Below are 25,212 nucleotides of genomic sequence, written 5' to 3'. Positions count from 1 at the left end.
CCGTTCGCCGGCTGGATGTGATCAGTCGGCGAGCGCCTTGTTGATCTCTTCGACCATCTTCTTGGCGTCGGCGAGCAGCATCATCGTCTGGTCCATGTAGAAGACGTCGTTGTCGACGCCTGCGTAACCCACGCCGCCCATGCTGCGCTTGATGAAGAAGACCTGCTTGGCCTTGTCCACGTCGAACACGGGCATGCCGTAGATCGGGCTGGACTTGTCAGTCTTTGCCGCAGGGTTCACGACGTCGTTGGCGCCGATGATGAACGCAACATCGGTCTGCGCGAATTCGCCGTTGATGTCTTCAAGCTCGAAGACTTCGTCGTAGGGCACGTTCGCTTCGGCCAACAGCACGTTCATGTGCCCCGGCATGCGGCCCGCGACCGGGTGGATCGCGAACTTCACGTTGACGCCCTTGGCCTTCAGCAGGTCGGTCATCTCGCGCAGCACGTGCTGGGCCTGCGCCACCGCCATGCCGTAGCCCGGGATGATGATGACCTGTTCGGCCTGGCCCATCATGAAGGCCGCGTCCTCGGCGCTGCCGCGCTTCCACGGACGATCGCTCGCCGCCGCGCCGGCACCGCCGCCACCGCCAGCATCGCCGCCGAAGCCGCCAGCGATGACCGAAATGAAGGAACGGTTCATCGCCTTGCACATGATGTACGACAGGATCGCACCCGATGCGCCGACCAGCGCGCCGGTGATGATCATCGCCGTGTTGTGCAGCGTGAAGCCCATCGCCGCCGCAGCCCAGCCCGAATAGGAATTGAGCATCGAGACGACGACCGGCATGTCCGCGCCGCCGATGGGGATGATCAGCAGGAAGCCGATGATGAACGCCAACGCAGTGATCGTCGCGATGATCCAGAACGACTGGTCCTGCGTGAAATACGCAGTCAACAGGACGATCGCGGCCAAAGTGCCCAGATTGATGACATGCCGACCCGGCAGCATGATCGGCGCACCGCTCATCTTGCCGGCCAGTTTCAGGAAGGCGATGACCGAGCCGGAGAAGGTGATCGAGCCAATGGCGATGCCAAGACCCATTTCGACCCGGCTGACCGCGCTGATGGTGCCGAACTCGTTCAGGATGCCGAAGGCGCCCGGATTGAGATAGGCCGCCCAGCCGACCAGCACCGCAGCCATGCCGACAAGGCTGTGGAAAGCGGCGACGAGCTGCGGCATGTCGGTCATCGCGATCTTGCGCGCGATGACGAACCCGATGCCGCCGCCAATCGCGATCGCGATCATGATTTCAGGCAGGCTGGCGATGTCGTGGGTCAGCAGGGTCGTCACGACCGCGATGGTCATGCCGATCATGCCGTAACGGTTGCCCTTGCGCGAAGTTGCCGGGCTGGAAAGCCCGCGCAGCGCAAAGATGAAGCACACGCCGGCGATAAGATAGGCCAGCGAGACCCACGGATTCACCGCATGAGTCGCGGCTTCGAGCGGAGCTTCGATGATGTCGACCTGTTCGTAGGCGACGGCCAATGCGGAAAGAAAGCCCATCACTTGCCCTCCACCCCAGAAGCCTTGGCCGGAGCAGGACGCTCCTTCTTCTTGTACATCGCGAGCATGCGCTCGGTGACCGCGAAGCCGCCGAAGATGTTAACGCTGGCGAAGACGATTCCGATGAGGCCCAGCCACTTGGCAGCGGGGCTACCCGCTTCGGCGGCTGCGATCAGCGCGCCGACGATGATGACCGAGGAAATCGCGTTGGTCACCGCCATCAGCGGCGTGTGCAGCGCGGGTGTAACCGACCATACGACGTAATAGCCGACGAAGCAGGCCATCACGAAGATCGACAGGATTGATATAAAGTCCATTTGGCGTCCCCTCAGCCCAACAGCCGTTCGTTCACGACCTTGCCGCCCTGCGTCAGGCGGATGGCGTCGCCGATTTCCTCGTCGAGCACGACTTCGTTCTTTTCCGCGTCCCAGAACGCCGAAAGGAAGTTGAAGAAGTTGCGTGCCAGCAGCGCCGAGGCGTCTGCGGGAAGATGCGCGGGCGTGTTCGAATAGCCGACGATCTTCACGCCGTGCTTTTCAACCACTTGATCGGGCACCGAACCCTCGACGTTGCCGCCCTGTGCGACGGCAAGGTCGAAGATGACCGAGCCGGGGCGCATCGACGCGATCTGTTCGTCGCTGATCAGGCGCGGCGCGGGCCGGCCCGGGATCAGCGCGGTGGTGATCACGATGTCCTGTTTGGCAATATGGCTTGAAACAAGCTCGGCCTGCGCCTTTTTGTATTCGTCGCTCATTTCCGTGGCGTAACCGCCGCTGCCTTCGCCTTCGATCCCCGCGACGCTTTCGACGAAGATCGGCTTGGCGCCCAGCGACTGGATCTGTTCGCGCGTCGCCGAACGTACGTCGGTCGCCGAAACCTGTGCGCCCAGCCGGCGAGCCGTGGCGATGGCCTGAAGCCCCGCAACGCCCACGCCCATGATGAACGCCTTGGCCGCGGTAATCGTACCGGCCGCGGTCATCATCATCGGGAATGCGCGGCCATAGGTATTGGCGGCGACCAGCACCGCCTTGTACCCGGCAAGGTTCGACTGGCTCGACAGCACGTCCATCGACTGCGCGCGCGTGATGCGCGGCATGAAGTCCATGGTCAGCGCTTCGAACCCGGCGGCGGCGTAATCGTCGACCGTGCTCCGGTAACGGAACGGATCGAAGATCGCAGCGACCTTGGCACCCGGTTTCGCGCCGGCCAGATCGGGCACAGCGGGCGCGCGAACGCCCAGCACCCAGTCCGCGTCCTTCATGATCGCGGCCGGTTCGCCCACTTGCGCCCCGGCATCGGCGTAATCGGCATCGGAAATCGACGCGTTGACGCCGGCGCCGCTTTCGACACGCAGCCGCGCGCCCAGCTTCGTCAGCTTCTTGACGGTTTCCGGTGTTGCCGCGACGCGTGTTTCGCCATCGGCACGTTCGGCCACGACCGCGATGATCGGCCCTTCAGTTCCCCCCACAGTTCGATCCGAACCGGTTCAGGAGATGATCATGACGACGATTGCGGCAATGATCGCGCAAACGATCGTGCCCCATTTCGCCATCTGGATGAAGCTCTCGTAGGTCGAGCGGGCGGCCTTCATATTGTTTTCGGTAGCCATGGTCGTCCGATTATCCCCTTCGCTGTCACCGCCGGTTTTGCATCGCGGCGGTCCCTGTCTGTCAGGCGGAGCTTGCCGCCGGACGCACGGCTGTATCGCCGCCGGGTTAAAGGCACAAGCCCTGCCAAACTGACACTAAAGGCAGGCGGGCCAAGGGGCGGCATGCGCGAAAAACCGCCTGCTGTCGTCGATGGCGACGTGGCAGCGAGGCAACAATCCTGCATCACGCAACATGCTCGGACCTGATCTAAAGGCATTATTTACGATAGCCGTTTATTGAAATTGCAGTGTGCTGTTCGCGATTGGCGCGACGGCCTTAGGGGGCATGTATGGGCGAGGACGAACCGCGTCTGCTCTTGCTGGTGGATCGGGACCCGGCGCAAGTGCGGCTGGTGGGCGCACTGGCCGCACGCGCGGGTTGGCGCACTCATGCCGAATCCGATAGCGCGACGGCACTGGCCTATCTCGCCAGCGACGAAACCGAATCGCCCCAGGCACTCCTGCTCGACAGCATGGTGGCCCGCGAAGACAGTTGCCAGCTGATCGGGCAGATCCGCGCCGCGGCCCCCAGCCTGCCGATCCTCTTCCTGGCGCAGTCCGCATCGCCCCTGATGGCGGTGGAGGCGATGCGCGCCGGTGCGACCGATTACCTGATGAAACCGATCGCATCGGAACGCGTACTCTATGCGCTGGACAGTTCGGTTCATGCAGACGTGCGCCGCGACGAACTGGCGCCCCTGTCGGAGAAGATCGACGCGCCGCTCGATTTCGACATGATGATCGGATCGGCGTCCAATTTCCGCGATGCCATGGCCCGCGCCGCCAAATCCGCTCGGGGCCATACGCCCGTGCTGATTACCGGCGAACCGGGCACCGGCAAGGAATTGCTCGGCCGTGCGATGCGTTCGGCCAGCCCGCGCGCAAAGGCCCCGGTCGTCGTGCTCCACACCGCGGGCATGTCGGCGGGCAATCTCGAATCGGCGCTTTATGGCCACGAACGTGGCGCGTTTCCCGGTGCATTCGACCGGCGGATCGGCTGCCTTCAGGATGCCGACGGCGGCACCTTGCTCATCGACGACATCGAACGCCTGCCCCCTGCCCTGCAACAACGTCTGGCCAAGACGATCACCACCGGAGAAGCGCGACCGATGGGCGCGAACCACAGCTTCCGGCTGGACGTGCGGGTGATCGCCACGGCGGCAGAAGAATACGGGCTGCTGGTCGGTCACGCCATGCTCGATCCGGCGCTGGCTTCGGTGTTTACCGGCGCGTCGATCCACCTGCCCCCGTTGCGCGAAAGGCATGGCGACATCGCCCCGCTGGCGCGGCATTTCCTCGCCCTGATCGGCGAACAGCCGGGCCTAAGGCGGCTTGGCGTGACGGACGAGGCGTTGGCCCTGCTCGAAGGATACGAATGGCCGGGCAACCTGCGGCAGTTGCAGGCAGTGCTGTTCCGCGCTGCTGTGTTCTGCGACCGCGACGCGCTTACGGTGCAGGATTTCCCGCAGCTGTTCGACCTCGTCGGCGATGCCTTGCCGGCAGCCAACATTAACCATGGCGGCGGAGTGACACTGTTCGGCCCCGATGGGCATCTTCGCACGCTGGAGGAAATCGAGTCGGATGTCATCCGGCTGGCCATCGGTCACTATCGCGGCCGGATGAGCGAAGTTGCACGCCGGCTCGGCATCGGGCGTTCCACGCTTTATCGCAAGGTCGGCGACCTCGGCATCGACAACGCCGCCTGACGCGTGCCAGCGTGTTTACAGGGGCGCCCCATCGCGGGTAGCAGCCTGTGCATGACGACGGATTTCGATTTCACGGGCAAATCGGCGCTTATCACCGGCGCCGCATCGGGCATCGGCCTGGCAGCCGCGCGCTGGCTTGAGGCGCGGGGAATCGCGCGGCTGGTGCTGATCGACATGGACGGCGAAGGGCTGGGCGCAGCGGAGTTTTCTTGCGAAGTCGATCGCATCGCGGGCGACGTCAGCGACGAAGCGCTGTGGGCCGATGGCCTGCGCGATATCGGTGCGATCGATTGCGCGCTGCTCAACGCCGGCATCGCGCCCGGCGGCATGGCCATCGTCGAGGCCGATCTGGCCGAATGGCGCAAATGCATGGCGGTCAACGTCGACGGCGTCTTCCTCGGGCTTGCCTGCGCGATGCGGGCCATGGCCGATAATGGCGGGTCCATCGTGGTGATGAGCTCGGTTTCGGGCACCAAGCCCTATCCCGGCACCGCCGCTTATGCGACCAGCAAGGCGGCCATCATCCAATTGATGCGCGTCGCCGCGGCAGAAGGCGCGCGGCAGGGCATCCGCGTCAATGCCGTCGCACCCGGCCCGGTAGATACGCCGATCTGGGACAAATCGGACATAACCGGCGGCCTGCACGGCGACGATGCCCGCGCGGCGATGATGAGCGAACTGGCCAAGGGCACATTGTTGAAACGCGTGCCCGAAACAGGCGAGATCGCGGGCACGATCGGCTTTTTGCTGTCCGATCTTGCCGCCAACATCACCGGCACGGTTCTGCTCAGCGACGGTGGCGCCAGCCTCAGGGTCTGATCGGCCAGACCTGCGGTATCGTTTCGTTCTTCAGGTAAAGCGGGTGGCGCGGATGGCCATACTTCGTCACTCCGTAACACCGCAGTTCGTGCGATCCGCATAGGGTCGCAACCTCGACGTCGCGACCACGGTGGGTGCCGTGCACGCCCCACGCCGCGACGGTGGTGGGCGCAAGGTTCAGCGCCAGTCGGATCGCATCGTCGTTATGCCGCCCCACCGGCCCGCGCCGCCGTTTCAGCCGTGACGGATCGGTTTCGCGCAGTGCGAACAGGTTCCAGACCAGCAATGCGTCACCTGCGCCCGTTGCCCAGCGGTGGCAGCGCGCGATGGTCGGATCGTTCGCCAGATGGTCCGCTTTCGATGGGTTGAGCATGGCGATGGCCAGCATCTCGCGCCGATTTACCCCGTCAACCGCATCCCGCCACAACAAGTAACGATAACGCCCACAGCGACTGAATACCGCGCCATGGCCGCTTGTCTCGTCATGCCGAAAATCGAGCTCGCGCGCTGCTGCCCATGTGGCGATGGCAGTTACCGCCGCGATCATGGTGCCAATTGGGAAAAGTCTGTCAGCGCCCCATCGCGAAGGCCACGCCACACGCGCATCGCCTGCACCGTTTCCGCCGCATCGTGAACGCGCAGGATGTGTACGCCCATGTCCAGCGCCATCGTCGCCACCGCCAGCGAACCGCCCAGCCGCCTGTCGGCCGGAGCCTCGTTCGACAGCGCGCCGATGAATCGCTTGCGGCTGACGCCCAGCAACAGCGGCTGGCCCAGCGCGTGGAACAGCGGCAGGGCATTGATCAAGGCCAGGTTTTCCGCCACCGACTTGCCGAAGCCGATGCCGGGATCGAGCACGATGTTGTCGCGCTTCACCCCCGCCTTCAGCGCCGCGTCGCGCCGGTCGCGCAAGGCGTCGAACACATCGAGAGCGATGTTCTGGTATTTCGCCCCCGCGTGCAGGTCGTCGCCCTTGCCCGGTGCGTGCATGATGATGACCGGACAGCCCGAATCCGCAGCCACTTGCGCGCTGCGCGGATCGTATTGCAGGCCCGACACATCGTTGATGATCCGCGCCCCTGCCTCAAGCGCCGCCTCCATCACGGCGGCCTTGCGGGTGTCGATCGACACCGCCGCGCCCCCGTTGGCCAGCCGTTCGACCGCCGGGATAACGCGGCGGATCTCGTCGCCCTCCCAGATCGTCGTTGCGCCGGGCCGGGTCGATTCGCCGCCGATGTCGATGATCGCCGCGCCTGCCTCCAGCATGTCGACCCCGCGGCTGACTGCCGTGGCGACGTCATCGTCGAACGTGCCGCCGTCCGAAAAACTGTCGGGCGTGACGTTCAGGATGCCCATCACCTGCGGCTGGTCCAACCGGATCGTGCGCCCCGTCCCGTCGGCAAACGAAAGCTCAAGCGCTGGATGCGCCATGCGCAGGTTCGACCACTGCCGCTCCCCATCCTCGATCAGGGGATCGGGCAGTCGGGCCAGCGCCGCCGCGACATCGGGTGCGGCGAAGATCTGGCGGCTTTGCACATCACCCGCGTTTGATCGAACGATCAGCGCGAAATCGCGGGCATAACACATCGTGCCCGCAAGCCGGATTGCGCCGGGCATGTCGTCCGGCCCCTCCACCGCCTGTGGCGATGGAGCGAAGGTCAGCGGCTGGATATAAAGCTTCGGCATGGCTGCCCTTTAACCGGGCAAAAGCGTCAGGCCAATGAAGAAGCGGCGCTTAATCCTCTGTCGCGAGCAGGTAGAGCTGACGCGCGGCGTCGATCGGGGTCAGCCCGCCTTCGCCATCCACGTGCCAGAACGTCCAGCCGTTGCAGGACGGCGCGCCCTGCACCGCCGCGCCGACGCCGTGGATCGATCCGACTTCCTTGCCCGCAACGATCGAACCGTCGGCACGCACTTCCGCAGAATGCCGCCGCTTTTTGTCGAACAGTGTCGTGCCCGCGGGGACATAGCCGTTTTCGACCAGCGCGCCGAACGCCACGCGCGGGGCCTGACGTTTGGACTGCATTGTCTTCAACGCCGATTCGTCCAACGGCAGCGCCATCTCGATCCGTTCGAGCGCCGCCTCGCGGTAATTGCTTTCACGCTCGCAGCCGATCCATTCGCGGCCAAGACGCTTTGCGACAGCACCGGTCGTGCCAGTGCCGAAAAAGGGGTCGAGCACGACGTCGCCGGGGTTTGTCGTCGCCAGCATGACCCGATAAAGCAGCGCCTCGGGCTTTTGCGTGGGGTGCACTTTCGTACCGCCCTTCTTCAACCGTTCGGCCCCCGAACAGATCGGCAGCACCCAGTCGGACCGCATCTGCAATTCATCGTTCAGCGTTTTCATCGCGCGATAGTTGAAGGTGTATTTCGCCTTTTCCCCCATGCTCGCCCAGATCAGCGTCTCATGTGCATTGGTGAACCGGGTGCCCTTGAAATTGGGCATGGGATTGGACTTGCGCCAGATAACGTCGTTCAGGATCCAGAACCCGGCATCCTGCATCGCGGTGCCGACGCGAAAGATGTTGTGATAGCTACCGATCACCCAGATCGAACCGCCCGGTTTCAGGATGCGGCGCGCTTCGGCCAGCCAGCCCTTGGTAAAGGCATCGTAGGTGGCAAAGCTTTCGAACTTGTCCCAATCGTCGGTCACGGCGTCGACCGCGCTGCCGTCGGGGCGCGAAAGATCACCGCCCAGCTGCAGGTTATAAGGCGGATCGGCGAAGATCATGTCGATGGATTTCGCAGGGATGGAGCGCATCGCGGCGATGCAGTCGCCGTCCAGGATCTGCCCCAGCGGCAACGTTTCGCGCACATTCGTCGCGTGCATTTTTGCCTTTTCAGGCTTGTTGAGAAGCACCGTCGCCATTCTAGACCCCCTGTGGATAACCTATGGTGAGTCTTCGTTGAGTCCGGGTCAAGCGCGGATTGGAAACCCGATGTCGGAATGGCCGCGCTGGTGAGTCCGTGTCGCAACAGTCATCCACATCATGTTGAGTCCACACCACTTTCGCGGACTCAAGATCGTGTGGTGTGGCTTTTAGGACTCGACCTGTCCATAATAGTCATGGTGCCTACGGGGTCATGGAAAGCTTTTGGGGAATTGTGGATGGCACTGGAAGTCATCGGCGCAGGCCTTGGCCGTAACGCCACGTTTTCGACCAAGTTCGCGCTCGAGGAAATCGGTTTCGGGCCTTGCTATCACATGGTCGAGGTATTTCGCGGTGCGCGCCGGACGATCCCGTTGTGGCTCGACGTGGTGAACGGCACGCCAAACTGGGGCGCGATTTTCGAAGGGTATCGTTCCACCACAGACTATCCTGCCTGTACCTACTGGCGCGAACTGGCCGATCATTTCCCGGACGCCAAAGTGGTGCTGACCGTGCGCGACGCAGACAGCTGGTTCGATTCGGTGAGCGAGACGATCTTCGCACCGCGCATGTTGGACAAGCTGAAGGGTTCGCCCAGCGAACGTTTCTTGCAAGGCACCATCTTCGCCGCCTTCGACGGAAAGGTGCGTGATCGTTCATTCATGACCGACTGGTACGAACGCAGGAACGCCGATGTCATCGCTTCGTTACCGCCAGAACGTTTGCTGGTCTTCCACCCGCGCGACGGATGGGAGCCGCTCTGCCGCTTTCTTGGCGCCGAAGTGCCGGACAAGCCCTTCCCCCGCGTCAACAGCCGCGACGAACTTGGCGCAGCTTCGGACGAGCGCGGCGGGCTTCCGTCCGATCCGGCCGAACTGGAAGCCTTTGCCGAAAGTTATTGCGCCGAGCTGAAGGCCAAGGCGTTCGCCATCTGACTCAGGCCGGTGGCAGGCCCGGATCGACGCCGGTCAATTCCACCGAACGGGTCCACAACCACTGCGCCGCGCCCGGATCGCGGGCAAGCCGGGTCAGGAATGCCGGGCCGGACGGTCCACTCATCTCGCGAAGGCCTCGCGGACCGTAATAGCCACCGCCCACGGCTTCAGGATCGGTCGCGGCCTGCAACGTCGGCCATGCACCCTGCTGCGCGCTGTTGAGCAGTTTGCCCGCTATCGGCATGACATACCGGGCAATGCCGAAATTGCGGCCCAGTTCGGTCGATGCGATCCCGGGGTGGCAACCGATCGCCGCGACGCCCGATCCGCTCGCGCGCAACCTGCGGTCAAGTTCCAGGAAAAACAGCGCGTTGGCGAGTTTCGAATCATAATAGCGCTGCATGCGGGTGTAACCCTGCTCCGCTTTCGGGTCGGACCAGATCGCCTCTCCGTTGCGGTGGGCGATGCTGGCGGTCACGACCACCCGCGCGCCGGGCGTCTCTTCCAGCTTGGGCAGAAGCAGCGTGGTGAGCGCGAAGGTGGCAAGGTGGTTGACGCCGAACTGCAGCTCGTAGCCCTGCGCCGTGCGGCTTAACGGCGGCATCATCACGCCCGCGTTGTTGATCAGCACGTCGATCTTGCCGCGTTCTTTCAAAGCCTGTGCCGCGCGTCTGACGCTTTCCAGGTCGGCCTGATCCAGCTCGACGAAGTCCAGCACCGCACCCGGCGTTTCGGCCGCGATCTTCGCCATTGCCGCGCGCGCCTTGTCCTCGCTGCGGCAGGCCATCACGATTTCCCCGCCCCGCGCGGCAATCACCTTTGCCGCTTCAAAGCCGAGGCCGGTGTTGGCGCCCGTCACGACAAAGGTCTTGCCGGTCAGGTCCGGGACGTCGGCGGCGGTAAATCCGGGCATCAAGCTATCCTGAGGCAAGCCGTCACAGCGGCATTTCAAGTTGTGCGACCGGCGCGAATGTGCGGCGGTGCAGCGGGGTCGGGCCATGGCGGCGCAGCGCGTCGAGATGTTCGGGCGTGCCATACCCGGCATTGCGTTCCCAGCCGTAGTGCGGATGTTCCTGTGCCGCGGCGCGCATGATCCGGTCGCGGTGTTCCTTGGCAAGGATCGACGCGGCCGAAATGCACGGTTCCGTCGCGTCGCCTTTGACGATGGCGCGCGCCGGCCAGCGCCATTCGGCCCGGCGACCAATAGGCGTGAGATTGCCGTCGATCAGCACTTCCAGCGGATCGCAGCCGATCTTCTCGCAAAGCGCCTGCACCGCCAGCGTCATTGCCAGCATCGTCGCGCCGAATATGTTGAGGCTGTCGATCCCGTCGACATCGACGACGCCGATCCCCCACTGGCACCGGCGCAAGATCATTTCCTCGAGCACGGCGCGGCGGGCGCGACTCAAAACCTTGGAATCGCCGAGCCCTGACGGTCGCGGCTTGCACAGAACGACGGCTGCCGCCACAACCGGACCGGCAAGCGGCCCGCGCCCTGCTTCGTCCACGCCGACAATCATCGTCGTGCGCCGGAGCAGACGCCAGGGATGAAACCAGCGCCGAAACGGCGAAAATGCCAATTGATGGAAACGGATCGAAACATGTTCATGCGACCAGCCTTCTTGCCTGCCTTACTCCTGCTGGCAAGTTGCGGCATGGGCAACTCCACCGCCCAGGGGGGACAGCCTGTCGAAAATGCGCTTCCGATGGGCGATGTCGCTGCCGACAGCGTTTTTGCGATAAAGGCGTTCGGGACGTTCGAAGAGCCTTGGGCAATGGCGTTCGTGCCCGGCACCGACGTGTTGGTCGTGACGCAAAAGGCCGGAAGCATCCGCGGCATCGACACCGCGACCGGCCGCACATTTGCCATAACCGGCGCGCCAAAGGTCGATTACGGTGGTCAGGGCGGGCTGGGCGATATCGCGTTCCTGCCGTCGGAAAGCGCCGCCTCGCTCACCCCTCGCACGATATACCTGTCATGGGCCGAAGCGGGTAACGGCGACGTGCGCGGCGCGGCTGTCGGTCGCGGAAATCTGATCTGCGACGATGCCGGCGACTGCGCGATCCTCGATCTGAAGGTTATCTGGCGCCAGAACCCCAAGGTTTCGGGCCGTGGCCACTATTCGCACCGGCTCGCCATCGCGCCCGATGGGCAGCATCTCTTCGTATCGTCCGGAGATCGCCAAAAACTCGATCCGGCACAGGATACTTCGAACACACTTGGCACCATCGTACGGCTAAATCTCGACGGGACGCCCGCGCCCGGCAATCCGCTGGCGGACAAGCCCGATGCCGATGCCGCGATCTGGTCATGGGGCCATCGCAACGTTCTGGGCCTAACCTTCGATGCCAAGGGCCAGTTGTGGGAGCTGGAGCACGGCCCTGCCGGCGGGGACGAGCTTAACCTTGTGGTGGCTGGCAAGAACTATGGCTGGCCCGTCGTTTCAAACGGGCAGCATTATGATGGGCGGGACATTCCCGACCACGCCACCCGCCCCGAATTCGCCGTGCCTGTGATCAGCTGGGACCCGGTAATCGGACCGGGCGACCTGCTGTTTCCTTCGGACCGCATGTTCCCAGAACTTGCCGGCAAGGCGGTCGCAGCGGGGCTGGTTGCCGAAGCGCTGGTGGTCATCGACGTAAGCGAGGCCAAGGCACGCGAATTGGCACGATATGGCATCGGCAACCGCGTCCGCGCCATTGCCGAAGGGCGCGACGGCGCGCTCTGGGTGGCAGAGGATGGGCCGGACGCGACACTGTGGCGGCTGACTGCCAAACCAAGCTGAACCATCTGGCCACGCTGAACCATGTCGCCGCGCCGATCGTCGCCGCCCCTTTGACGAAACGCTCGACATCGGGGGCACTGCGGCCTATCGGCGCGCCCTTTCCCAACATGAAGGCAACTCTTCAGCCCGATGGCCACGATCATTCCCCTCGACCAGGTCGATCCCAAGATGATCGAGGCACTGCTGGACCGCGCGTTCGAACCCGATCGCCAGAAACGCACCGCCTACATGGTGCGCGAAGGTGCCGACTGGCTACCCGCGCTGTCGTATGCCGCACTCGATGACGACGATTACCTTGCCGGCACGATCCAGTGCTGGCCCGTGGCATTGACCGATCCGCAGGGCGGCGCGCATCCGATGGTCATGGTTGGGCCAGTAGCGGTGCTTCCCGCGCTTCAGAACGAAGGATACGGCAAGGCGCTCACGCTGGCCGCGCTGGCGACGATCGACGCGGGCGAAAATCCGCTGCCGCAGGTGTTGATCGGCGATGCGGGCTATTACGGCCGATTCTTCGGTTTTTCGGCAGACCGCACGGGTGGCTGGACCCTTCCCGGTCCGTGGGACCCCGCGAGGCTGCTGGTTCGTTGCGCGAATCCTGCCGTTCTGCCCGAAACTGGCCAATTGGGGCCTTGGCGGGGATAAAAGCTTCTGGCATCGCGTTAGCCAAGCGATGCCATATGACGTCCCCCCCGAACTTGCCGGAATGAGCCTTGCGGAAATCGCGCAGGCCGTGGAGTCGCGCAAGCTGCCCCCGGTGGCGACCTGGAATCCGCAGGACAGCGGCGAAAGCCACATGCGCATCGCGCGCGACGGCCGCTGGTATCACGACGGCGGCGAAATCACCCGCCCCGCCATGGTCCGCGCCTTTGCCGGGCTGCTGCGGCGCGATGGCGACGGGTTCTGGCTTGTCGTGCCCTATCAGAAGCTTTCGATCGAGGTTGAGGACGCGCCCTTTGTCGCCACTGATGTTCGCGCCGACCGCGAAGGGGGCGAGCAGGTGCTGACGTTCCGGATCAACACCGACGAATTCGTCACCGCCGACGCCGAACATCCGGTCATCGCGCGTGGATCGGCCGACGAACCGGCGATTTACGTCGTCGTGCGCGAGGGGTTGGAGGCGCGGCTGGACCGTTCGACGTGGTTGCAACTGGCCGAAATCGCGCTGGCCGAAGATCGCACGCCGCCCGCGGTGTCGAGCAAGGGCGCAACGTTCGTGCTGGACCCGGCGTGAGCGGGATCCGCCATCGCCTGATCGAGATGCATCGCGCAGGCCATCTGCATCCGATCCCCGACATGCGGTTCGAACCCAACATGACCGACCGGGCCCCGCGCGCCGCCGCCGTGCTGATCGCCGTAACCGAACGGGCCGAAGACGACGGGCATGGCCCAGGTATTCTGCTGATCGAACGCCCGGCAAAAATGCGCACCCATGGGGGGCAAGTCGCATTTCCCGGCGGCGCGATCGACCCCGGCGAAACCGCGGTACAGGCCGCATTGCGCGAAGCGAACGAGGAAATCGCCCTGCCGCTTTCCAAGGTTCACGTCATCGGCGAAACCGACAGCTACCGCACCGGCACCGGCTTTGCCGTGACCCCGGTGCTGGCGACCGTTCCGCCCGACCTGCCACTGCGCCCCAACCCGGCCGAAGTCGACGAATGGTTCGAAGTCCCGCTGCGCTACGCGCTGAACCCGGCCAATCACGAAGAGCGCGAGATTTTCTGGCGCGGCAAGATGCGCAGTTTCATCGAATTCCACTGGGAAGGCCACCGCGTCTGGGGCGCGACCGCCGGGATGCTGGCCAATCTTTCACGCCGACTGCGCTGGGAACATTCCGCATGAAATCGCTAAGCGAAGCCGAATGGATCCGCCGCCCCGGCCTGAAGCAGCTCGTCGATGCGCTGGGCGCGGATGAATGCCGATATGTCGGCGGGTGCGTTCGCGACGCACTGGTCGGGCACGAGGCGAACGACATCGACCTTGCTACCCGCCACCATCCCGACCGCGTCGTCGTGATGCTGGACGAAGCAGGCATCCGTACCGTGCCCACGGGCCTCGAACACGGCACCCTAACCGCCGTGCTCGACAGCGGACCGGTGGAGGTGACGACCCTGCGCCGCGATGTCGAAACCGATGGCCGCCGCGCCACGGTAGAATTTTCCGACGCGTGGGAGGATGACGCCGCCCGCCGCGACTTCACCATCAACGCGCTTTACGCCCATCCCGAAACGCTGGAGATTTTCGACTATTTCGGCGGGCTGGACGATCTTGCCGCCCATCGCGTGCGGTTCATCGGCGACGCGCGCCAGCGCATCCGTGAAGATCATTTGCGTATCCTGCGCTATTTCCGGTTTCAGACGCGATTCGGTTCGGACCCTCTCGACAGAGAGGCGGTGGAGGCCTGCGCCGAACTTGCCCCCATGCTCAAAGGCCTGTCGCGTGAACGCGTAGGGTGGGAACTGCAGAACCTTTTGGCCCTGCCCGATCCGTCGAAGACTGTCGCGCTGATGGCCGATCTTGGCGTGCTGAAGGTCGTTCTGCCGGAAACCGGCGGGGTGCAAGTCCACAAGCTGGGCACGCTCATCAAGGCAGAGCGCGAAGCCGGGGTCGAACCCGATCCGATCCGGCGGCTGGTCGCGCTATTGCCGCCCGATCCGCTGGTGGCCGAACAAGTCGCGGCCCGACTGCGGCTTTCGAACGCCCAGAAGAAGCGGATCAAGGAGGATACCGCGCGGCAGGATGCCGATTGCGACGATCCGCGCGCGCTGGCTTATCGGTTGGGCAAGGAGGTCGCTTGCGATCGCTTGTTGCTGTGCGACGCGCCGATCGACCGGCTGAAGGACTGGGACGTGCCGAGACTTCCGGTAAAAGGCGGCGAAATCGTCGCTGCGGGCGTAGCTGCCGGGCCGGAGGTGGCCCGCGTGCTCCGCAAGATCGAGACCCGCTGGATCGAAGAAGGCTTTCCCGACGAGGTTAGGACCCGGGTCATTCTTGCCGAGGAAATTGCCGCTCTGGCCTAGTTTTGCGCCTTGCGGTCGGGGCGGTCGGGCGAAATCCGTCAGGTTGGCGAAAGCCAAATCGTGCTAATGCCGCGCCATGGCCGATTTCATCGAATTTCTTCACACCCTGCCATATGGCGACGTCTTTGCCGCGAACCCGTTGCTTGCCGTCGCCTTGCTGGCGCTGTGCCTGTCCATGGTGGGCGGCGCGATACGCAAGGGTGCGCCCGCGATCGGCGGGCTGATGCGCGGCGTGGGCAGTTTCGGCCTTGTCGCCGTACTGGTCTTGACCGTGATCGACCTCGCCCGGCTGAACCCCGATCTGGCCATGCCGCAATTGGGTGTGCCCGAACAGGTTGTTGACGGCGAAGAAACGCACGTGCCGCTGGCGGGTGACGGGCATTACTGGATCAATGCGCGAGTGAACGGGCACCCCGTCCGCTTTCTTGTCGACACTGGCGCGAGCCTGACGGCCATCTCTCCCGAAACGGCGGAGGCTGCGGGCATAGACGCGCAGTCGGTGCTAGGCACCGTGCGGCTTGAAACCGCGAACGGCAGCGCGCCTGCGCACCTCACCAGCATCGACAGGCTGGAGACGGGCACCATCCGGGCGAAGGACCTGCGCGCGGTCATTGCGCCCACGATGAACGGGATGAACGTCTTGGGCATGAACTTCCTGTCGCGGCTCGAACGGTGGAGCGTCGAGGACGGTACGCTCGTGCTCGTTCCCCACGATCCGCAAGCGCCTGCACAAAGTTGATTGCTTTTTCGCAATTGCAGCACTAGATAGCGCCCATGTGACGGCCAGATCGGCCATTTGCTGCCAGCGTGATCACCCGCATGAAATGTGCGGGATGGCCCGCAGCGGATCGAAGGTCACATTCGTTAAGCTTCCCCTTTCACGCACGGGTCGCCTGTTTCGACCCCGCGCGCGGCCGATACGGCTGCTGCGCCTATGTGAGTGTTTTCATGTCCTATTTCGAATCCCTCGGCCTTGCCGAGCCTATCCTTCGTGCGCTCAACGCCAAGGGTTATGCCGAACCGACCCCGATCCAACGTCAGGCGATCCCCGCGCTGATGGAAGGTCGCGACCTTCTGGGCATCGCCCAGACCGGTACCGGCAAGACCGCCGCCTTTTCTCTGCCATCACTCCACCGCCTCGCAAAGGATGCGTACAAGCCCAAGCCTGCTTCGTGCCGGATGCTGGTGCTGTCGCCGACCCGCGAACTGGCCGCGCAGATCGCCGAAAACATGAGCCGTTATGCCAAGCATCTCGCGCTCAATGTCGAATGCGTGTTCGGCGGCGTGCCCGTCGGCAAGCAGTCGCGGCGCCTTGTCCCCGGCGTCGATGTGCTGGTGGCGACACCGGGTCGCTTGCTCGACCTGATCGATCAGCGCGCGCTGACGCTGCGCCATGTCGAAATCTTCGTGCTCGACGAAGCCGACCAGATGATGGATCTCGGCTTCATCAAGCCGCTGACCCGCATCGCCAACATGCTGCCCGAAAATCGCCAGTCGCTGTTCTTTTCGGCGACCATGCCCCGCGCCATCGCCGACCTGACCCGCAAGTTCATCAAGGACCCGGTGAAGGTCGAAGTTTCGCCGCAGGCCACCACGGCAGAGCGTGTCGAACAATACGCAACCTTCGTGAACCAAGCCGAAAAGCAGGCTTTGCTGACGCTGTCGCTTCAGGCCGGGCTTGCCAGTGGCGAGATCGAGAAGACGCTGGTCTTCACCCGCACCAAGCACGGCGCCGACCGGGTGGTCCGCCATCTCGTGGCCGCAGGCATCAGCGCCGCCGCCATCCACGGCAACAAGTCGCAGGCCCAACGCACCCGCGCCCTTGACGGTTTCCGCAAGGGTGAAGTGCCCGTGCTGATCGCGACGGACATCGCGGCACGCGGCATCGACGTGACGGGCGTTAGCCATGTCTTCAACTTCGAAATCCCCAATGTGGCCGAACAGTACGTCCACCGCATCGGCCGCACCGCGCGCGCCGGCGCTGACGGCGTGGCGATCAGCTACATCGCGCCGGACGAGAAGCCCTATATCCGCGACATCGAAAAGCTCACTGGCGTGCAACTGACGACGATGCCGCTGGTCGAGAATTTCCAGGCGCGTGCCGCCGCCCTGCCCAAGGCAGGACGCGAACCGGCCGGTGCCGAATATGCCGACCGTGGCGATCGCCGCCCGCGTCAGCCGAAGAAGGGTGGCGACAGCCGCAACTTCGACCAGCGCAAGGCCCGCAAGACTTCGGAAAACCGCGGCGACGGCCAGCCGCGCGACGACATGGGCAACCCCAAGCGCCGCTTCCGGCCCAAGGGTCCCAAGACCGTCGGATCGCACAAGAACGCCGTCCGCGCGAGCTGACGCATAGGCTGCTGCTGCGCGAACCTAGGCCGGGCCCACCGTGGCCCGGCCGGTAAAGGTCTCGCGCAGCGCCAGCTTGTTCACCTTGCCCGTCGCACCCAACGGGATCGCGTCGACAAAGGCGAATTCGTCCGGCATCCACCATTTCGCGATCCGGTCGGCAAGAAACGCGCGCAAGTCCGCTTCGGTGGGATTTGCGCCCGCCGCGGGCTGAATGACGAGCAGCGGCCTTTCGCCCCAGCGCGGATCGGGCATCGCGATCGCAGCGGCAAACGCCACGCCGGGGTGTGACAATATCGCGTTTTCCAGATCGATCGAACTGATCCATTCGCCGCCCGACTTGATGACGTCCTTGGCCCGGTCGGTCAGCTTCATCGCACCGCTGTCATCGACCGTTGCAAGATCGCCGGTATCGAACCAGCCGTCGGCGTCCAACGCCGTCTTGTCCGCGCGGAAATAGCGATCAACCACCGCCATCCCGCGCACCAGCAGGCGGCCCGAACGCCCCGTTCCCCACGGCAGTTCGGCGCCATCGTCGCCCACCACCTTCACTTCGGTTCCAAACAACGGCACGCCCTGTTTCAGCTTGTGGACGATCTGTTCGTCCAGTGGCGCATCTTCGCCACCCAGCGGCAGGCGGCACACCGTGCCGATGGGCGACATCTCCGTCATTCCCCACGCGTGGCCGATGCGCACGTCGTATTCCTGTTCGAACGCGCGAAGCACCACTTCGGGCAAGGCCGAGCCGCCGATCGCGACGAAGCGCAAATGCGGCAGCATCAGGTTGTGTGCGCGCAAGTGATCTAGCAACCCCATCCACAAGGTCGGTACCGCAGCGCTGACCGTGACCCGTTCCGTATCAAGCAGTTCGTAAAGCGATCCGCCGTCCATCCCCGCAGCCGGCATGACCATTTTTGCGCCCACCATCGGGGCGGCAAAGGCCAGCGCCCAGGCATTGGCATGGAACATCGGGACGACCGGCATCACCGTGTCCTGATAGCCAAGGCCGAAGCAGTCGTTAGTCAGCGAGATCATGGCGTGCAGCACGTTGGACCGGTGCGAATAGAGCACGCCCTTCGGATCGCCCGTTGTGCCAGAGGTATAGCATAGTCCGCATGCGGCGTTTTCGTCGAACCCGCCCCACTGCACATCGGTGCCGTGTCCGCCTATCCAGTCTTCGTAACAGATCGCCGCAAAGCTGGTTTCGGGCATCTGGTCGCGGTCTGCGATGATGACATAATGTTCGGCTGCGATGCGGTCCTTCACCGCTTCGATGAGGGGCACGAACATGCTGTCGAGGATCACGACCCGATCGCCGGCGTGGTTGGCGATCCATGCCAGCTGATCGGGATGAAGCCGCGGGTTCAGCGTATGGAGCACCGCACCGATCCCCATCGTGCCGTACCAGCTTTCCAGATGGCGCTCACTGTTCATGGCCAAAGTTGCGACCCGGTCGCCCGGTACGATGCCAAGATCCAAGAGCGCTGCGGATACCTGTTTCGCGCGGGCATGCAGTGTGGCGTAGTTCGACCGGTGGATCGACCCATCGGCCCGCCGCGTCACGATTTCATTGTCGCCGGCATATTGCGCCGCACGGTCGAGTACCTTGTCGACCGTGAGCGGCCAATCCTGCATCTGACCCAACATCCTGCTGCCCTTTTTCGCCGTTCTCTTTCGGAACGGTCGCAAGGGTGATGGGGATTTGCGCGCAAGGCAATCGCCGGTTGTTAAAATCGTGATCAGTCCGGCGAGATCACCCCGCCCGTTCCGGTGTCAATCAAACCTGTTGTCGCGCGGAAAACCCTGTGGCGGCAAGCGACCGGCCGCGCCGCGCGCGACCCGCCATTGCCACATGTCGCTTTCCGTCCGGGTCCGCCCGCTATCGCCGCCCATCTTCCACGACAGGCCGTCTTCAAGCTTGAGCGTCGTCGCGTCGGCCATCCCGCCGTCGCGATACCGTTGCAGCTGCACACCCTGCCCGCGCGTCATCACCGGCAGTTCTTCGAGGTTGAACATCACCAGCTTGCGATTGTCGCCGACAATCGCGACGTGGTCGTGGTCCGACGGTATTTCGCGCACGACCTTCAACGTCACGCCGGGCTTCACATTGACAACCGCGCGGCCTTTGCGCGTTTCGGCCAGCAGTTCGTCCATCCCTGCCGCAAACCCACGCCCGTTGCTCGACGCCAGCAGGACCTGGCCCTTGGGCTTGGCGACCAGCATGGCGATGATCGGGGCATTGGGGTCGATGTCCAGCGTGCTGCGCACAGGTTCCCCGAAGCCACGCCCGCCCGGCAGCTTGTCGCAGCCCAGCGTGTAAAACCGCCCGTCGGCGCTGGCGATGAGCACTTTGTCGGTCGTCTGCGCGTGAACGGCAAAGGCGGGGCCATCGCCTTCCTTGAATTTGAATTCGCCGCCGATGCCATCGGGGCCAAGGTCGACGTGACCCTTCATCCCGCGAATCCAGCCGCGCTGGGACAGGATGACCGTCACTGGCTCCTTCTCGATCATCGCGTCCATGCTGAATTCGACCGTCGGCGCGGCCTCCGCGATCGTGGTGCGGCGGCGGCCTAGCACAGTCGTTTCGGCATATTCCTTGCGAAGCGCGGTCAGGTCGCGCCTCAGCCGGGTGCGCTGGCGGGCCGGGCTTTCGACCAGCTTGTCCAGTTCCTCACGTTCGGCCATCAGCTCGTCGCGTTCCTTGCGAAGCTGCATCTCCTCAAGCTTGCGCAAGGACCGCAGCCGCATGTTGAGGATTGCTTCGGCCTGACGGTCGGTCAGGGCGAATTCAGCCATCATGATCGGCTTGGGCTCGTCCTCGGTGCGGATGATCTCTATCACCCGGTCGAGATTGAGGTAGGCGATGATATAGCCTTCGACGAGTTCCAGCCGCTTGGCGATCTGTTCAAGCCGGTAGCGCGCCCGGCGAACGAGAATCTCGATCTGCGCCACGATCCAGTGCCGCAGCAATTCGCCCAGCCCCATGACGACCGGCGTGCGACCGCCCCCCGGCTGTGCGTCCAGCACGTTGAGGTTCAACGAAAACCGGCTCTCCATGTCGGTGAGCTTGTAAAGGCTTTCCTTCAGCAGTTCGGGATCAACGTTCCGGCTTTTCGGCACGATGACGATGCGGATCTGTTCGTCGCTTTCATCGCGCACGTCTTCCAGGATGGGCAGTTTCCTGTCGGCGATAAGGCTTGCGATCTGCTCGATCAGCTTGCCCTTTTGCACCTGATACGGGATTTCGCTGATGACCAGCTGCCACTGCCCGCCGCCAAGCCGTTCGATCCCGGCATCGCGATCCTCGGCCTTTTCCACCTCCGCCGCGTGAAAGCGCCCGCGCATACGGAATGACCCGCGTCCCGTCTCATAGGCGTGGCTGATGATGGCAGCGGTGTCGACGACCAATCCGCCAGTCGCGAAATCGGGACCGTGAAATACCTCCATCAATTCTGGGTGTTCGGTCTTCGGATTGTCGATCAGCTTCAGCGTCGCGTCGATGATTTCGGCGACGTTGTGGCTGGGGATGCTGGTCGCCATGCCGACCGCGATGCCGCTGGAGCCGTTTGCCAGAAGGTTCGGAAACAGGCCGGGGAATATCTCGGGCTCTTCTTCCTCCCCGTTGTAGGTCGGGATGAAGTCGACAGTCCCCTCGTCCAGCCCCTGCATCAACAGCATGGCCGTGCGGGTCAGCCGCGCTTCGGTGTAACGGTAGGCGGCGGCGTTATCGCCATCGATATTGCCGAAGTTGCCCTGCCCTTCGACGAGCGGGTAGCGCAGGGCGAAATCCTGCGCGAGGCGAACCATCGCGTCATAGACGCTGGCGTCGCCGTGCGGGTGGTACTTGCCGATCACGTCGCCGACGACGCGGGCCGACTTCTTGAAGCCCGACTGCGGATCGAGCTTCAGCATCCTCATCGCCCACAACAGGCGGCGGTGCACAGGCTTCAAACCGTCGCGAAGGTCGGGGAGCGATCGGGCGGTGATCGTCGACAGCGCATAGACGAGGTATCGTTCGGACAACGCCGCGTCGAACGGTGCGTCGATCAGCCGGTCGAAAGGATCGGGTTCGGTAATTTCGGAGATATCATCGGCCATCAGGCCTGACCGTCTAGCAGGCGGCTCTCCAGGCGAAAACGTCCTTCATCATCCCGTCCACGGTTACGGCGCTAAGAATGGTGTGAGCGCGCATCAGCCCTTGAGAGCGACCACGTCCGCCACTCTGCCGACCGCATTGGTCCGACCCTTGCGACGCCTTGTCGCAACCGCCGGAACGTAGAGCGCCAATCACCGTTCATTAACCAAACGAACCTCACAGAAATATGGAGACGCCCATGGCCGCCAAGGTCCTTATTATCGCCACCAACGGTTTCGAGCAGTCAGAATTGCTCAAACCGCGTGAAAACCTCGAAAACGCAGGCATTGCGACAACGCTCGCCAGTCCTGAATCCGGCTCGATCAAGGGTTGGGACCAAAAGGATTGGGGCGAAAGCGTAAAGGTTGACGTCAGTATCGACGATGTATCGGTCGATGACTTCGACGGTTTGCTGCTGCCGGGCGGCCAGATGAACCCCGACATCCTGCGTATGGATGAAAGGGTGATCGACCTCGTTCGCGCATTTGACGAGGCTGGCAAGCCGATCGCCGCCATTTGCCATGCGCCATGGTTGCTGATCGAAGCGGATATCGTAGACGGACGCACCGTGACGGCCTGGCCCTCGGTCAGAACCGATCTCGCCAACGCAGGCGGGAACGTGGTCGATGCAGAGGTCGCCGAAGACGACAATCTTGTGACAAGTCGAAACCCCGACGATATCCCGGCTTTCAGCAAAGCATTCATCGCGCTTCTGGAAAGCAGCGCATCTGCCCCGACCGAAGAACTTTCGACCACACATTAATACTAACTTGAGTCAACGTTCGAAGACCCGTCCATGGCAAGTGAAGGCCATGGGCGGGTCTTCCACATTGGCGGTCTGCGCGGGCTAACGCCGGTTCATCGCAGGGCTGATCTTGAGTGTTTGGGCGAGCCCCAAACTTTCCGAGTCGCTAGAGTAGAGCGCCAAATTGGCGGCAATCGTTAACCATTCCTGTTAGACTTGAATTGATGATCTGAGCATCCCGGCCTAAACAAGCGAACAAATTAAAAAGTCACATTTTCAATAATTTAATTAACGGACGTTCATTGCCACCCACCCATTTTTCCCATATTGGGGCACTCGCGAGCGTGTGCTTGAATCATTCGCTTTAACGATTGCATCTTAATGTCTTAAGGTATGGGCCTGAGTAGGGCTTGATTATCAAGTTGAGGAAGTAGCACGGTCGGGGTTGTCGCTACTGAGCGGAACCTCCGGATTACAGAACCTTTCTGTCGTTGCCTTCTCTTCTTCATTCGATGCCTTGCAACGAACGCGCCGGAATGTCCGGGCGATCGAAAAACGGAATGATCGGCTGCGTATGAATGCGTGGCCCGGATGTGGGGCAAGAAGAAGATGGATTTCCAGTCGAACGGTTCGAACAGCGAAAACGCAACTTCCGGCCTGACAGAGGCAACGCCGATCTTCAACGGAACGAGTAGCGTGAAGCGCGTGATCGCCGATCCTGCGCGTGAAAACGTCCTCGTCCTGCCCGCCGGCGTTTCACTGGACGATATAGACGTGCGGGGCGACGATCTCGTCATCAAGCTTCCTGACGGTACCGAGATGATCGTCATCAACGGCGCCATCTACATGCCGGAAATCGTCATCAACGGCGTGACCGTCCCGCCGATGAACCTGGCGGCGCTGCTGGATTCCGACGTGCCGGAACCGGCCGCCGGTAATCCCCGCAGCTCGGGCGGCAATTTTGCAGACGCGGTCAATCCGATCGATCCAGCCTACGATATCGGCGACCTTCTCCCCTATACCGAACTGTTCTTTCCGGAGCAGCAGAGCGAAGAAATAATCCCCTATGTCGTCAACGAACCGCCCGAAAATCTTCCTGCTTTCGCGGTCGTCTCGGAAGAAGGACTGGCGAGCGGCAACCCGGACGGGAACCCTGCCGGATCCGATAGCACTGACAGCGCATCGTTCAGCGGCCAGTTCGAGTTCACCGATCCGAACGGCGACGATCTTACGTACTCGATCAGTGCTCCGCTCGACGTATTCTACGCCGCCGATGGAACCGAGGTCGTATGGAGCAGCGAAACCGTCGACGGGATCCAGACTCTGACGGGCACTGCTGGCGAAGGCGGCGATACCGTCATTCACGTTGTGCTGAACACTGCTACCGGTGAATACGATGTGTTCCTCGACGGCCCTGTCTTTCACGGTGAGATTCCCGGCGGCGACGGCAATATCGAAGGCGCTTTCGACATCGTTTTCCCGGTAACGGTCGACGACGGGACGGAAAGCGTCCCCACTTCGCTGACCGTTACGATCGAAGACGATAGCCCCGAGGCGGGCACCGGTTCGCTGGGCGAAGACGTCGCGCTCGTCGACGAAAGCCCCTTGTCCGCCGACGGCATCCGCTCGGCCAGCTTCAACGTCATCGACAATTTTCCCGACGCGAGTGCGGGCGGTGATGGCCTGGGCTCCACCAGCTATGCCCTGGCGCTGAGCACGCAGAGCATTGCCTCGGGCCTGTTCACGCTAGGCACCGACGGTGCGGCGGGCGATCCGATCCTGCTCTACCAGCAGGCCGACGGCACGGTCATCGGTTATACCGGTGCCGATCCCGAAGCGCCCGATGCGGTGTACTTCACCATCGCGGTCAACAACGACCCCACCGATGCCACCAACGACGCCGACGGCGTATTCGGCGACGTGACCTTCACCCAGCTCGACAATGTCTGGCATCCCGATGCGGGCGACAACTCGGACGGCGAATACGACGAGCCGGTCTCGCTGGCCCTGCCCGAGGGTGAGACCATCGACGTGGTGCTCACCGTCACCGACGCCGACGGCGACTTCGACACCGCCAGCTTCGACATCGCGGGCGCCTTCACCATCGAGGACGACGGCCCCGAGGCGGGCACCGGCTCGCTGGGCGAGGACGTCGCGCTCGTCGACGAGAGCCCGCTGGCGCCAGGCGGCGACGGCATCCGCTCGGCCAGCTTCAACGTCATCGACAACTTCACAGGCTCCGACTTCGGCACCGACGGCGCAGGCTCCACCAGCTATGCCCTGGCGCTGAGCACGCAGAGCATTGCCTCGGGCCTGTTCACGCTAGGCACCGACGGTGCGGCGGGCGATCCGATCCTGCTCTACCAGCAGGCCGACGGCACGGTCATCGGTTATACCGGTGCCGATCCCGAAGCGCCCGATGCGGTGTACTTCACCATCGCGGTCAACAACGACCCCACCGATGCCACCAACGACGCCGACGGCGTATTCGGCGACGTGACCTTCACCCAGCTCGACAATGTCTGGCATCCCGATGCGGGCGACAACTCGGACGGCGAATACGACGAGCCGGTCTCGCTGGCCCTGCCCGAGGGTGAGACCATCGACGTGGTGCTCACCGTCACCGACGCCGACGGCGACTTCGACACCGCCAGCTTCGACATCGCGGGCGCCTTCACCATCGAGGACGACGGCCC

The 25,212-nt window shown here is 63.5% G+C and carries 23 protein-coding genes; 12 read left to right on the top strand and 11 right to left on the bottom strand.

The genetic code is table 11. The features are described 5' to 3' along the window. Positions 1–21 precede the first annotated feature (21 nt). Genes EKN06_RS13070 through EKN06_RS13055 form a run of 4 tightly spaced genes read right to left on the bottom strand, consistent with a single transcriptional unit; the run spans position 22 to position 3,115 of the window. Positions 22–1,506, bottom strand: coding sequence for an NAD(P)(+) transhydrogenase (Re/Si-specific) subunit beta (locus tag EKN06_RS13070; RefSeq protein WP_127613365.1), 1,485 nt, complete (start codon positions 1,504–1,506; stop codon positions 22–24). Then, positions 1,506–1,823 (bottom strand): NAD(P) transhydrogenase subunit alpha part 2, encoded by a 318-nt coding sequence (locus EKN06_RS13065; protein WP_127613364.1) that lies wholly within the window; start codon positions 1,821–1,823, stop codon positions 1,506–1,508. The genes EKN06_RS13070 and EKN06_RS13065 overlap by 1 nt, the downstream gene beginning before the upstream one ends. A gap of 11 nt (positions 1,824–1,834) precedes the next feature. Next, on the bottom strand, positions 1,835–2,974 hold the full coding sequence (locus EKN06_RS13060; protein WP_240654946.1) for an NAD(P) transhydrogenase subunit alpha: 1,140 nt from the start codon (positions 2,972–2,974) through the stop codon (positions 1,835–1,837). 18 nt (positions 2,975–2,992) lie between these two features. Further along, positions 2,993–3,115 carry an aa3-type cytochrome c oxidase subunit IV gene (locus EKN06_RS13055; RefSeq protein ID WP_127613363.1) on the bottom strand — a complete coding sequence of 41 codons (123 nt, stop codon included), beginning with the start codon at positions 3,113–3,115 and terminating at the stop codon, positions 2,993–2,995. 329 nt (positions 3,116–3,444) lie between these two features. Between EKN06_RS13055 and EKN06_RS13050 the strand changes: the two genes are divergently transcribed. Next, positions 3,445–4,860, top strand: coding sequence for a sigma-54-dependent transcriptional regulator (locus EKN06_RS13050; protein WP_127613362.1), 1,416 nt, complete (start codon positions 3,445–3,447; stop codon positions 4,858–4,860). 51 nt (positions 4,861–4,911) lie between these two features. Further along, complete coding sequence (locus EKN06_RS13045) at positions 4,912–5,679, top strand: SDR family NAD(P)-dependent oxidoreductase (RefSeq protein WP_127613361.1); 768 nt, start codon at positions 4,912–4,914, stop codon at positions 5,677–5,679. Here EKN06_RS13045 and EKN06_RS13040 read toward each other — a convergent pair. Genes EKN06_RS13040 through EKN06_RS13030 form a run of 3 tightly spaced genes read right to left on the bottom strand, consistent with a single transcriptional unit; the run spans position 5,669 to position 8,509 of the window. Then, positions 5,669–6,226, bottom strand: coding sequence for a DUF1643 domain-containing protein (locus tag EKN06_RS13040; protein ID WP_127613360.1), 558 nt, complete (start codon positions 6,224–6,226; stop codon positions 5,669–5,671). The genes EKN06_RS13045 and EKN06_RS13040 overlap by 11 nt on opposite strands. Further along, entirely contained in the window at positions 6,223–7,365 is a 1,143-nt protein-coding gene (folP, locus tag EKN06_RS13035) for a dihydropteroate synthase (protein WP_127613359.1), read from the bottom strand. Before folP ends, EKN06_RS13040 begins: the two co-directional genes overlap by 4 nt. A gap of 49 nt (positions 7,366–7,414) precedes the next feature. Further along, on the bottom strand, positions 7,415–8,509 hold the full coding sequence (locus tag EKN06_RS13030; RefSeq protein ID WP_240654974.1) for a site-specific DNA-methyltransferase: 1,095 nt from the start codon (positions 8,507–8,509) through the stop codon (positions 7,415–7,417). Between the two features lie 279 nt (positions 8,510–8,788). Here EKN06_RS13030 and EKN06_RS13025 point away from each other — a divergent pair, with 279 nt between their 5' ends. Beyond that, positions 8,789–9,484, top strand: coding sequence for a sulfotransferase family protein (locus tag EKN06_RS13025; protein ID WP_127613357.1), 696 nt, complete (start codon positions 8,789–8,791; stop codon positions 9,482–9,484). Position 9,485: 1 nt separating this feature from the next. Here EKN06_RS13025 and EKN06_RS13020 read toward each other — a convergent pair whose 3' ends face one another. Both EKN06_RS13020 and EKN06_RS13015 read right to left on the bottom strand, forming a co-directional pair. Then, a complete protein-coding gene (locus EKN06_RS13020; RefSeq protein ID WP_127613356.1) occupies positions 9,486–10,397 on the bottom strand; it encodes an oxidoreductase in 912 nt (303 codons plus the stop codon). Positions 10,398–10,419: 22 nt separating this feature from the next. Further along, positions 10,420–11,004 (bottom strand): ribonuclease HII, encoded by a 585-nt coding sequence (locus EKN06_RS13015; RefSeq protein WP_127613355.1) that lies wholly within the window; start codon positions 11,002–11,004, stop codon positions 10,420–10,422. 102 nt (positions 11,005–11,106) lie between these two features. Here EKN06_RS13015 and EKN06_RS13010 point away from each other — a divergent pair, with 102 nt between their 5' ends. The 7 genes from EKN06_RS13010 to EKN06_RS12980 all read left to right on the top strand — a co-directional run bounded on the left by EKN06_RS13010 (position 11,107) and on the right by EKN06_RS12980 (position 17,636). Next, a complete protein-coding gene (locus tag EKN06_RS13010; RefSeq protein ID WP_240654943.1) occupies positions 11,107–12,270 on the top strand; it encodes a PQQ-dependent sugar dehydrogenase in 1,164 nt (387 codons plus the stop codon). 129 nt (positions 12,271–12,399) lie between these two features. After that, positions 12,400–12,912 carry a GNAT family N-acetyltransferase gene (locus EKN06_RS13005; RefSeq protein ID WP_127613353.1) on the top strand — a complete coding sequence of 171 codons (513 nt, stop codon included), beginning with the start codon at positions 12,400–12,402 and terminating at the stop codon, positions 12,910–12,912. A 28-nt stretch (positions 12,913–12,940) separates the two neighbouring features. Then, entirely contained in the window at positions 12,941–13,501 is a 561-nt protein-coding gene (locus tag EKN06_RS13000; RefSeq protein ID WP_127613352.1) for a DUF1285 domain-containing protein, read from the top strand. Further along, positions 13,498–14,109, top strand: coding sequence for a CoA pyrophosphatase (locus EKN06_RS12995; protein WP_240654940.1), 612 nt, complete (start codon positions 13,498–13,500; stop codon positions 14,107–14,109). Before EKN06_RS13000 ends, EKN06_RS12995 begins: the two co-directional genes overlap by 4 nt. Continuing rightward, on the top strand, positions 14,106–15,287 hold the full coding sequence (locus tag EKN06_RS12990; RefSeq protein WP_127613351.1) for a CCA tRNA nucleotidyltransferase: 1,182 nt from the start codon (positions 14,106–14,108) through the stop codon (positions 15,285–15,287). Before EKN06_RS12995 ends, EKN06_RS12990 begins: the two co-directional genes overlap by 4 nt. 76 nt (positions 15,288–15,363) lie before the next feature. Further along, positions 15,364–16,026, top strand: coding sequence for a retropepsin-like aspartic protease family protein (locus EKN06_RS12985; RefSeq protein WP_127613350.1), 663 nt, complete (start codon positions 15,364–15,366; stop codon positions 16,024–16,026). A gap of 209 nt (positions 16,027–16,235) precedes the next feature. Continuing rightward, positions 16,236–17,636: a DEAD/DEAH box helicase gene (locus tag EKN06_RS12980; protein ID WP_127613349.1), complete on the top strand. Its 1,401-nt coding sequence runs from the start codon at positions 16,236–16,238 to the stop codon at positions 17,634–17,636. Between the two features lie 24 nt (positions 17,637–17,660). Here EKN06_RS12980 and EKN06_RS12975 read toward each other — a convergent pair whose 3' ends face one another. Together EKN06_RS12975 and parC are read right to left on the bottom strand one after the other, a co-directional pair. Beyond that, a complete protein-coding gene (locus EKN06_RS12975) occupies positions 17,661–19,283 on the bottom strand; it encodes a long-chain-fatty-acid--CoA ligase (RefSeq protein ID WP_127613348.1) in 1,623 nt (540 codons plus the stop codon). 126 nt (positions 19,284–19,409) lie between these two features. Next, entirely contained in the window at positions 19,410–21,734 is a 2,325-nt protein-coding gene (parC, locus tag EKN06_RS12970; RefSeq protein WP_205693898.1) for a DNA topoisomerase IV subunit A, read from the bottom strand. 236 nt (positions 21,735–21,970) lie between these two features. On the opposite strand from parC, the gene EKN06_RS12965 reads away from it, so the two are divergent. Then, positions 21,971–22,534 carry a type 1 glutamine amidotransferase domain-containing protein gene (locus EKN06_RS12965; protein ID WP_127613347.1) on the top strand — a complete coding sequence of 188 codons (564 nt, stop codon included), beginning with the start codon at positions 21,971–21,973 and terminating at the stop codon, positions 22,532–22,534. Between the two features lie 573 nt (positions 22,535–23,107). Continuing rightward, positions 23,108–25,212 (top strand): DUF5801 repeats-in-toxin domain-containing protein (locus EKN06_RS12960; protein WP_240654971.1); only part of this gene is annotated, 2,105 nt, incomplete at its 3' end.

Source organism: Croceicoccus ponticola, from assembly GCF_004004515.1.
Classification (GTDB): domain Bacteria; phylum Pseudomonadota; class Alphaproteobacteria; order Sphingomonadales; family Sphingomonadaceae; genus Croceicoccus; species Croceicoccus ponticola.
This window is presented reverse-complemented; position numbering and strand designations above follow the sequence as displayed.